This window comes from Streptomyces sp. LS1784, from assembly GCF_020103755.1.
Taxonomy (GTDB): domain Bacteria; phylum Actinomycetota; class Actinomycetes; order Streptomycetales; family Streptomycetaceae; genus Kitasatospora.
In genome coordinates this window covers 1-9,253 of the sequence record NZ_JAHSQD010000333.1, presented here as the reverse complement: position 1 = coordinate 9,253, position 9,253 = coordinate 1, and the positions used below count along the sequence as shown (strand labels likewise).

Annotated in this window: 8 protein-coding genes; 3 read left to right on the top strand and 5 right to left on the bottom strand. The window is 74.7% G+C overall.

The window, feature by feature from the left end; all coding sequences use genetic code 11:
• Positions 1 to 38: 38 nt before the first annotated feature.
• The 3 genes from KS423_RS29615 to KS423_RS29605 are packed head-to-tail and all read right to left on the bottom strand — an operon-like array spanning position 39 to position 2,934.
• Positions 39 to 716, bottom strand: coding sequence for a DUF6875 domain-containing protein (locus KS423_RS29615; RefSeq protein WP_224282847.1), 678 nt, complete (start codon positions 714 to 716; stop codon positions 39 to 41).
• The gene (locus tag KS423_RS29610; RefSeq protein ID WP_224282846.1) at positions 713 to 1,420 is read right to left on the bottom strand and encodes a hypothetical protein; all 708 of its coding nucleotides are present in this window, start codon (positions 1,418 to 1,420) and stop codon (positions 713 to 715) included. The genes KS423_RS29615 and KS423_RS29610 overlap by 4 nt, the downstream gene beginning before the upstream one ends.
• A complete protein-coding gene (locus KS423_RS29605) occupies positions 1,417 to 2,934 on the bottom strand; it encodes an aminotransferase class I/II-fold pyridoxal phosphate-dependent enzyme (protein WP_224282845.1) in 1,518 nt (505 codons plus the stop codon). The genes KS423_RS29610 and KS423_RS29605 overlap by 4 nt, the downstream gene beginning before the upstream one ends.
• A gap of 360 nt (positions 2,935 to 3,294) precedes the next feature.
• Between KS423_RS29605 and KS423_RS29600 the strand changes: the two genes are divergently transcribed.
• A complete protein-coding gene (locus tag KS423_RS29600; protein WP_224282844.1) occupies positions 3,295 to 4,809 on the top strand; it encodes a multicopper oxidase family protein in 1,515 nt (504 codons plus the stop codon).
• Between the two features lie 63 nt (positions 4,810 to 4,872).
• Here the strand turns inward: KS423_RS29600 and KS423_RS29595 are convergent, their stop codons facing one another.
• Together KS423_RS29595 and KS423_RS29590 are read right to left on the bottom strand one after the other, a co-directional pair.
• Positions 4,873 to 6,381 (bottom strand): FAD-binding protein, encoded by a 1,509-nt coding sequence (locus tag KS423_RS29595; protein WP_224282843.1) that lies wholly within the window; start codon positions 6,379 to 6,381, stop codon positions 4,873 to 4,875.
• 63 nt (positions 6,382 to 6,444) lie between these two features.
• Positions 6,445 to 6,783, bottom strand: coding sequence for a hypothetical protein (locus tag KS423_RS29590; RefSeq protein ID WP_224282842.1), 339 nt, complete (start codon positions 6,781 to 6,783; stop codon positions 6,445 to 6,447).
• Positions 6,784 to 7,101: 318 nt separating this feature from the next.
• Between KS423_RS29590 and KS423_RS29585 the strand changes: the two genes are divergently transcribed.
• Positions 7,102 to 7,359, top strand: coding sequence for a YciI family protein (locus KS423_RS29585; RefSeq protein ID WP_224282848.1), 258 nt, complete (start codon positions 7,102 to 7,104; stop codon positions 7,357 to 7,359).
• Positions 7,360 to 7,492: 133 nt separating this feature from the next.
• Positions 7,493 to 9,133: a phosphoglucomutase (alpha-D-glucose-1,6-bisphosphate-dependent) gene (gene pgm / locus KS423_RS29580; RefSeq protein WP_224282841.1), complete on the top strand. Its 1,641-nt coding sequence runs from the start codon at positions 7,493 to 7,495 to the stop codon at positions 9,131 to 9,133.
• Positions 9,134 to 9,253: the final 120 nt, after the last annotated feature.

The window sequence follows — 9,253 nt, the reverse complement described above, 5'->3', positions numbered from 1 at the left end:
GGGCGCCGGCCGGCTCCGCGCGCGCTGGGGGAGGGGGGTCAGGCGGCGGCGCCCTGCCGGCGGGCGCGGACACTGGTGACCAGCTGGGCGCGGATGCGGGCGGGGACCTCGGGGGCGAAGCGGGCCAGGTAGTGGTCCAGGTGGGTCTCGTCGCCGGCGAGGAAGGGCAGGTCGAAGACCAGGAGCTTGCGCACCGCGAGCAGCGGGACAGGGGAGCGCAGCGGCCTGAAGGAGTGGTTCCACAGGCCGGGTTCCTCGCAGACCGGGTGGAACTGGCCGATCATCAGGCCCTGTTCGACGAACTCGTCCTTGGCCTTGCGCTGGAGCTCGTCCAGCACGGTGGAGTCCTCGCGGTCCAGCTGGGGCAGCACCAGCAGCACGGTGAGCAGCTCGCGCTCCGACTCCTCCCGAAGGCCGGCGAGCAACTCGTCGTAGCGGGCGCGCAGTTCGACCACCAGGGCGGGAAGGTCCCGCCCGGGGGAGCCGTCGGCGACGGCGATGTGGAACAGGCCGCGGCGCAGCGAGGGCTGGGTGTAGGGGCAGACCGGGCCGCTGCGGCCGAGGTCGGGGTGGGAGGTGGTGAGGAAGGCGCGGGCCCAGGCGAGGGTCTCCACGGCTTCGGGGCGGTCGGCGGCGTGGCCGGCGTCGATGGCCTCGGCGCTGTACAGGCGCAGCGCACCGGCGACGGCGGTGGCGGTGGCGGTGGGGGCGGTCAACGGGGCCCCCGCCAGACCGGGGCCAGACGGGGGCCGCCGCCGGGCAGGGCGATGGCCTCACCGAAGCGGGTGAAGCCGCCGCCGGCCAGGAGGTGGGCGCCGGCCGGGGAGCTGGTCTCGGCGTAGGCGGCCTGGCCGGCGGTGTCGACCTCGGTGAGGAAGGCGTGCAGCAGGGCCTCGCCGGCGCGGGTGCGGCGGGCGTCGGGGCGCACGCCGACGAAGGCGAGGTAGTGGTGGGAGCGGTGGCGTGGGTGGCGCAGGGTCTGCAGGCGGGTGATGGCCTCCAGACGGTGGGCCGCCTCCCGGTGTCCGGGGGCGTCGATGGCCTCGGCGAGGGCGTCGGTGGTGGCGCCGTCGTGAAGGCCCGGGTTCTCCCACAGGCCGGGCGGAAGGAACAGCAGTGCCCCCAGCGGCTTCCCGTCGCCGCAGGCCGGGCCGCTGTCGGCGGTGGCCCGGTGGGCGACCAGCACGCCCCGATGGGCCAGGCACTGTTCGACGTGGACGCGGAAGAAGGCGGGCAGGACGCGCGCGCGGTGCTCGGGGTCGGGGAAGGCCCACAGCATCAGCGCGTCGTCGGCGAAGGCGCCGGCGAGCACGGCGGCGAGGGCGCTCTCCTCGCCCGGGCGGGCCGGGCGCACGGCAGGCCGTACGGCGGGCTGTAAGGCGGTGCCCGCGGCGGCGGGCAGGGCGGTGGCGGTGGTCAACGGGCACTCTCCTCGAACGAGGGGGCGGACGAAGGGGAAGGCGGGTCAACGGGAACATCCGGCGGGCCGGCCGGAACATCCGGCCGGTCGACCGGCACATCCGGCGGCCCGGCCGGCACATCGGCAGGAAGGCGCGTGGCCGAGGCGGCCAGGGCGCAGACGCGCGCGTGCAGCGGCGCCACCCACCCCTGCGCCTCGGGCTTGATCAGCACGCTGCGCAGCACCCGCGCCCCGCCCGCGTCCGCCCGCACGCCCGGGTGGCGGCGGGTGAAGTCGGCGGCGTCCACGCGCAGCACGCTCAGGTACACCGGGTCGTGCTCGTCGGCCATGCCCTGACGCAGGACGCGCTCGCCGGCGGCGTCGACGGCGGACAGCGCGGGCACACCGGCGACGGTGGGGAAGTAGGTGACGATGTCCAGCTGCGGCTCCTGGTACAGCGTCAGCTCCGTGCTGTCCTCGATCAGGGCGGCCCAGGCCAGGGCGGCGCGCCGGCTCGCGGCCAGCCCCGCGCCCAGGCCCTGCGCGGTGAGCGGCAGCAGCTGCAGGGTCAGCCACAGGGCGGCGGCCGAGGCCCCGGCGCGCGAGCACTCCAGGCTGATCTCGCCCAGGTGCAGCTCCGCGTCGGTGAAGTAGGTGTACGGGGAGTCGTGGGCGAAGTGGCGCCCGATGCCGGGGTCGGCGAACAGCACCGCCCCGCAGCCGTACGGCTGGAGGCCGTGCTTGTGCGGGTCGACGGTCACCGAGTCGCAGCCGGCGATCGCCCGCCACGGCGCGGTGTCCACCCCCAGCGAGGCCGCCAGCGCGTCGTCGGCGGCCAGCAGCGCGAAGAACCCGCCGTAGGCGGCGTCCACGTGCACCCGCGCCCCGTAGCGGCGCGCCAGCGGCAGGATCTCGTGCACCGGATCCACCGCGCCGAGCCCGGTGGTGCCGCAGGTGACCACCACCGTGCCCACCCGCCCGGTGCGCAGCAGCTCCTCCAGCGCGCCGGCGTCCATCCGGCCCTCGGCGTCCGCCGCCACCGCGTGGCCGCTGACGCCCAGGACGTGACACATCCGGCTGTGGGTGTAGTGGGCCTGGCTGCTGTAGGCGACGCCGCGGCCGGGGTGGCTCTGGCGCGCCACGTACAGCGCCTCCAGGTTGGCGATGGTGCCGCTGCTGGTCAGGTGGCCCACGTGCGCGGGCAGGCGGAACATGGCGGCCAGCTGCGCGACGCACTCGCGCTCCATGTCGTTGGTGGCCGGCCCGCCCTCGTAGGCGTGGTTGTTGGGGTTGAAACGCATCGCCGTCAGGTAGCCCACCAGCGCCGCCGGGTGCGGGGGCTTGACCATCTGCCCCGCGTAACGCGGATGGAAGAACGGGTAGTTGTGCTCCAGGCGCTTGGCGAAACGCTCGAACGCGGCGGCGAAGTCCGCCTCGTCCACCAGGTGCGAGGGGTGCGGCTCCAGCGGCCCGAACCGCTCGCCCCACCGCTCGGCCACCTCGGCCGCCCTCGGCAGCCAGTACCGCAGGTCCACGCTCCGGCCCTTCCCCTCAGTCCTTCGACAACAGGGGGACCGGCGCGCAGGTGAGCAGCACGCCGGGCCCCTGGCGAGTACGAGCGTTCACCGCGTGCCGAGTCTTGAGCGTTCCTCGACCGCGTCCGCAGCCACGGTGGCCACCGCGCGCAAGGCGCCCGCAACACCCGCAGCTCACCCACCGCCCCGCCCGCCGGCCCCCACCACCCCGCCCCGTTACCGCCCCGGGCACCTCCCGCACGGCCCAAGCCAAACCCCACCGGGGCGTGAGCCGGCGCTGCTGCAATCACCCCCGGACAAGGCCGCCCCACATCCCCGTCCGGGCGAGGCCGGGGGAGCTCACGCGGGAGGAACGACGCGATGGTGACCAGACGCAGGATGATCGGCGCCGCCCTGGCGACCGGAGGAGGGGTCCTGCTCGTGCGCACCACGCTGCGCCCGGCCGCCTCCGCCGCCTCCACCACCGCCGCTGCCGGGCAGGACGCGGGACACGCCCACCCGGCGGGCGCCGCCGCCCCCGACCCGGGCCCGGACGCCGGCCCCTCGCTCGTGGAGAAGTTCACCACCGCCCTGCCGCTGCCCCCGGTGCTGAGCCCCGTCGCCACCGACAACGGAGCCGACACCTACGCGGTGACCATGCTGCGCTCCTTCGCGCGGATCCTGCCCGGGCACCGCACCGAGGTCCTCACCTACAACGGCGCCTTCCCCGGCCCCGTCATCCGCGCCCGCTCCGGACGGCCGGTGATCGTACGCCAGACCAACCTGCTGGACGACCCCGTCTCCGTCCACCTGCACGGCTCCGCCGTCCCCGTGGACAGCGACGGCGGCCCGATGAACCTGCTGGGCGCCGGCGCCACCCGCACCTACACCTACCCCAACGACCAGCCCCACGCGAGCCTGTGGTTCCACGACCACGCCCACCACCTGGAGTCCGAGCACGTCTACCGGGGCCTGGCCGGCACCTACCTGCTCACCGACGCCACCGAGGCCGCCCTGCCGCTGCCCTCCGGCCGCTACGACCTGCCCATCGCGCTGCGCGACGCCCGCTTCGATTCCTCGGGCAACCTCGTCTACCGGATGGACGACGCGGCCGGCCGCGCCACCATCCTCGCCAACGGCCGCCCCTGGCCCAAGGTCGACGTCGCCGCCCGCCGTTACCGCATCCGCCTGCTCAACTCCTCCAACCTGCGCTTCTTCTCCCTGCGCCTGGCCGACGGCGGCCCGATCACCCAGATCGGCTCCGACGGCGGCCTGCTGGAACGCCCCCACACCACCGACACCATCGACCTCTCGCCCGGCGAGCGCGCCGACGTCGTCATCGACTTCTCCCGCTACCGCCCCGGCACCAGCGTCGTGCTCACCAACTCCATGCCGCCCGGCCCCGCCGAACACATCGGCCAGGTCCTGCGCTTCGACGTCGGCCGCCCCGCCCCCGACCCCTCCGCCGTCCCCGACCGGCTGCGCACCCTGCCCCCGCTGGGCCCGGTGGCCCGCGAGCGCACCATCGTGCTGAAGGTCGAGGAGGGCACGGCGGGCGCGGCCCCGCGCGGCCTGATCGACGGCCGGCAGTACGACCCGGCCCGGGTGGACGCCTCCGTCGCCTTCGGCACCTCGGAGATCTGGACGGTGGTCAACGCCAACACCGACATCCCGCACAACTTCCACCTGCACCTGGTGCAGTTCCGCGTCCTTGAGCGCAACGGAGCGGCCCCCGGCCCCGAGGAGGCCGGCCTGAAGGACACCGTGCGCCTGATGCCCGGCGAGAGCGTGCGCCTGCAGGCCACCTTCGACTCCTACCGCGGCCGCTACCCCTACCACTGCCACCTGCTGGACCACTCCGCGATGGGCATGATGGCCCAGATGGAGATCACCTGACCCGCCCACCGGGCCGCCCGCACCCACCCGCAGGCGCGGGCGGCCCTGGAAGAGACGGTCAGGTCAGGACACGTGGATGCCCTGCCCCGGCGTCAGGATGCCCGCCGGGTCGAAGCGGCGCTTGGCCTGCACCACCCGCTCCCACAGCCCCCCGTAGTGACGCCGCCAGTCCGCCTGCGTCATCCCCGGCACCGCCCCGATCAGGTACCGCTTGCCGCCCAGCTCCACCGCCAGGTCGTACAGGCGCCGGTTGCGCTCCAGCATCGCCGCGGTGTCCGCCCCCGGCCCCGGGAAGGCCAGCAGGTCGAAGTGCCAGCCCACCTCCTGCTCGGGCAGCACCGCCAGCGGCGCCTGCACCTTCGAGCGCTCGTACGGGTAGAACAGCAGCAGCCCCGCCCCCAGATCGGCGGCCGTCAGCACCTCGGCGGCCCGCGCCATGAACGCCCGCGCCGTGGACGCCGGCAGGAACACGCTCAGCCACGGCTTGGGCAGCGCCCAGAACCCGGCCGCGCGCAGGTACCCGGCGAAGCCGTCCACCCGGAAGGCGTACTCCCGCCAGCTCTGCTCCACCACCTCCGTCCGCACCGGGCCCAGCCCCGCCAGCAGCGCCGCCCGGTCCACCGCCTGCCCGGCGTCCGCGAACGCCACCAGCTCCGCCTTGTAGCGCCAGCGCGTGCCGTCCTCGCTGCGCACCACGTCGCCGACCTGGAGGTCGAAGCGGCGTTCGGCCATGACCTTCTGCTGGTCGGCGAGGTAGGCGTCCAGGTCGTCGTAGTGGAGCGAGAAGACGTGGGCGCGTTCGCGCACCCGGACCAGGGCGAGGGTGACGCGCACGATGACGCCGACCTGGCCGCCGCCGGCCAGCACCGCCTCGAACAGTTCCCGGTTGCGGGTGGGGGAGGCGGTCACCAGCTCGCCGGTGCCGGTCACCACGTCCAGCTCCAGCACGTTGTCGACCTGCATGCCGTGGCGCTGCACGCCGCCGCCGATGCCGCCGACGCTCAGCGTGCCGCCCACCGTCAGGTGGAGGTAGTCGGTGAGCACCGGCGGCACCCAGCCGGCCGCCAGGCCCGCCTCGGTGACCTGCGCCCAGGTGGCCCCGGCCTCGACGACGGCGCGCCCGGGGCGCACCGAGACGACCTTGGACAGGCCGCGGGCGTCGATGGCGATGCCGCCGCGGGGGTTGGCCTGGCCGTAGCTGGAGTGCGACTCCAGCCCGGCCTCGCCGAGCTGCGCGAGGTCGCCGCTCTGGCCGTTGACGGCCACCGGGATGCGGTGGCGGCGGGCGAAGGCCACCAGCTGCTGCACGTCGCGCACCGAGCCGGGGCGCAGCACCGCGCGGGGTGTGGCGGTGACGAGGTGTCCGAAGTCGGTGGAGAAGCGTTCCAGGCCGTCGCCCTGGAGGGTCACCGTGCCGTCGAGGGCGGGCAGTCGGGCGACATCGGCGCCGTCGGCGGTGTCGGCTTCGGTGGCCCAGGCGGTGGTGGCGGTGTTCCAGCCGATGACGGCGGTGACGGCCCCGGCGCCGGCTCCGGCGAGGAGGGTGCGGCGCGACATTCCTGACCTGCTCATATCAGAATTTCTCCGATCAGTCGTCAAATAGGGATTGTTGTACCGCAACCATCGGGTGATCACCTACTGCCCTGCACTGCCGAGCTGCTGCTCGATGCGCCGCAGCTCGGTCATCGGGTACTCCCACATCCGCACCTGGTGGGCGGGGGCGTGGGCGGGGATGTGCGCGCAGGCGGCTTGCGCCTGCGCCAGCAGCGCCCGCCGCGCCTCGGGCAGGTGGGCCACCCGCGGCCCCTCGGCGGCCTCCCGCAGCACGAACGCCAGCTTGTAGGCGTAGGCGGCCGGGCTGACCGTGAACAGTGCCCGGTAGACCCACAGGCCCTCCTCGCCGTGCAGGATCCGCCCGTTGTGGCTCAGCAGCCGCACCCGTGCCCTCAGCACCAGGTCCTCGTGCACGCGCATACCGTCGTCCCCCTTCGTCGTCCGTGTGGTTCCTCCCGTCCGCGGGCAGCACGCCGTGCGCGCCGGCCGCCCGGGACGGGGCGGTGGCGCGGGACGCGGAAGGGGATGCGCACGAGTCTGCGGGCGGGCGGTGCCGTGCGGCAAGGCGGAAGAATGGTGTGCTGTGTCCTACCGCAACCCTTGCCCGAGCTGGCAGGATTGGGGTCGGCACCCTCCCGGGGCGGGAGATGCGGGGGGCGTCGCGGCCCGTCGGGGCCCGGGGTCTAGCCTGGCCGCATGTTCGTACTGGAGCTGACGTACACCGCCGACCTGGAGTAGATCGACGCCGTGCTGGCGCAGCACATCGAGTGGCTGGACGCGCACTACGCGGCGGGCACCTTCCTCGCCTCGGGGCGCAAGGTGCCGCGCGACGGCGGGGTGATCCTCGCGGTCGGCGAGGACCGTGCCCTGATCGAGGCACTGGTGGCCACCGACCCGTTCGTGCGCGCCGGGCTGACCGAGTACCGGGTGACGGAGTTCCTGGCCACCACCACCGCCGAGGTGCTGGCCGCCCACCGCCGGCAGCTGCCCGCCTGAGGCCTGCCGCCCGCCCGTTCGTGGTGCCCCGGACCGTTCGCGCGGTTCGGGGCACGGTCGCGTTCTGGCTACGATCGGTGAGCGCGGAGCGAGGACGTATCGCGAGTTACCGACTTTCGGCGGGAGAAGACGGATGGCACACGCACGGGCCGGGCAGCCGGCGCAGCCCGGTGACCTGGTGGACGTGGCGCGGCTGGTGACGGCGTACTACGCGCTGAACCCGGACCCGCAGGAGCCCGGGCAGCGGGTGGCGTTCGGAACCTCGGGGCACCGGGGCTCGTCGCTGGACGCGGCGTTCAACGAGGACCACATCGCCGCGACCACGCAGGCGATCTGCGAGTACCGGGCCGAACAGGGCGTCGCGGGCCCGGTGTTCCTGGGCGCCGACACCCACGCCCTGTCCGAGCCGGCCAAGGCCACCGCCCTGGAGGTGCTGGCCGCCAACGGGGTGCAGGTGCTGATCGACGCCGCCGACGGCTACACCCCCACCCCGGCGGTCTCGCACGCGATCCTCGCCCACAACCGGCGCAGCCCCCGCGCGCTCGCGGACGGCATCGTGATCACCCCCTCGCACAACCCGCCGCGCGACGGCGGCTTCAAGTACAACCCGCCCAGCGGCGGCCCGGCCGGCTCGCAGGCCACCGGCTGGATCCAGGACCGCGCCAACGAGCTGATCCGCGAGGGCCTGCGCGGCGTCAAGAAGGTCCCCTACGCGCGGGCGCTGGCCGCCGCCACCACCGGGCGCCACGACTACCTCACCGCCTACGTCGAGGACCTGCCCTCCGTCCTGGACCTGGACGCGGTGCGCGAGGCGCGCCTGCGCATCGGCGCCGATCCGCTGGGCGGCGCGTCGGTGGCCTACTGGCAGCGCATCGCCGAGACCCACCGCCTGGAGGTGACCGTCGTCAACCCGGTGACCGACCCGACGTGGCGGTTCATGACGCTGGACTGGGACGGGAAGATCCGCATGGACTGCTCCTCCCCGGCCGCGATGGCCTCCCTCATCGGCCGCAAGGACGAGTACGCCATCGCCACCGGCAACGACGCGGACGCCGACCGCCACGGCATCGTCACCCCCGACGGCGGCCTGATGAACCCCAACCACTACCTGGCGGTCGCCGTCGACTACCTCTACCGCCACCGCGCCGACTGGCCCGGCGACGCGGGTGTCGGCAAGACCCTGGTCTCCTCCTCGATGCTCGACCGCGTCGCCGCCGACCTCGGCCGCACCCTGGTGGAGGTCCCGGTCGGCTTCAAGTGGTTCGTCGACGGCCTGCTGGAGGGCTCGATCGGCTTCGGCGGCGAGGAGAGCGCCGGCGCCTCCTTCCTGCGCCGCGACGGCGGGGTGTGGACCACCGACAAGGACGGCATCCTGCTCGCCCTGCTGGCCGCCGAGATCACCGCCGTCACCGGCGCCACCCCCAGCGCCCACTACCGGGAACTGACCAAGCGCCACGGCGCCCCCTCCTACGCCCGCGTGGACGCCCCCGCCGACCGCGAGCAGAAGGCCCGCCTGGCCCGGCTGTCCCCGGAACGGGTCGGCGCCGGCAAGATCGCCGGGGAGGAGATCACCGCCGTCCTCGCCGAGGCCCCCGGCAACGGCGCCCGGATCGGCGGCATCAAGGTCTGCACCGAGAACGCCTGGTTCGCCGCCCGCCCCTCGGGCACCGAGGACGTCTACAAGATCTACGCCGAGTCCTTCCACGGCGACGAGCACCTCGCCCGGGTCCAGGACGAGGCCCGCGCCCTGGTCGGCGAGGTCCTGCGGGGCTGAACCCGGCGCCCGTGCCCCGCTCCGGCTCCCGGCCGCAGCGGGGCACGGGCGCTTCCTCAGACGCGGACGGGCTCCGGCACCCGGGCCCGGACCGCTCGCTCGTCGCGCGTGGTCGCCGCC

Excerpts from the sequence above, each read along its gene's own strand:
- KS423_RS29600 (WP_224282844.1), top strand. The coding sequence starts at position 3,295 with ATGGTGACCAGACGCAGGATGATCGGCGCCGCCCTGGCGACCGGAGGA.
- KS423_RS29595 (WP_224282843.1), bottom strand. The coding sequence starts at position 6,381 with ATGAGCAGGTCAGGAATGTCGCGCCGCACCCTCCTCGCCGGAGCCGGC.
- KS423_RS29590 (WP_224282842.1), bottom strand. The coding sequence starts at position 6,783 with ATGCGCGTGCACGAGGACCTGGTGCTGAGGGCACGGGTGCGGCTGCTG.
- pgm (WP_224282841.1), top strand. The coding sequence starts at position 7,493 with ATGGCACACGCACGGGCCGGGCAGCCGGCGCAGCCCGGTGACCTGGTG.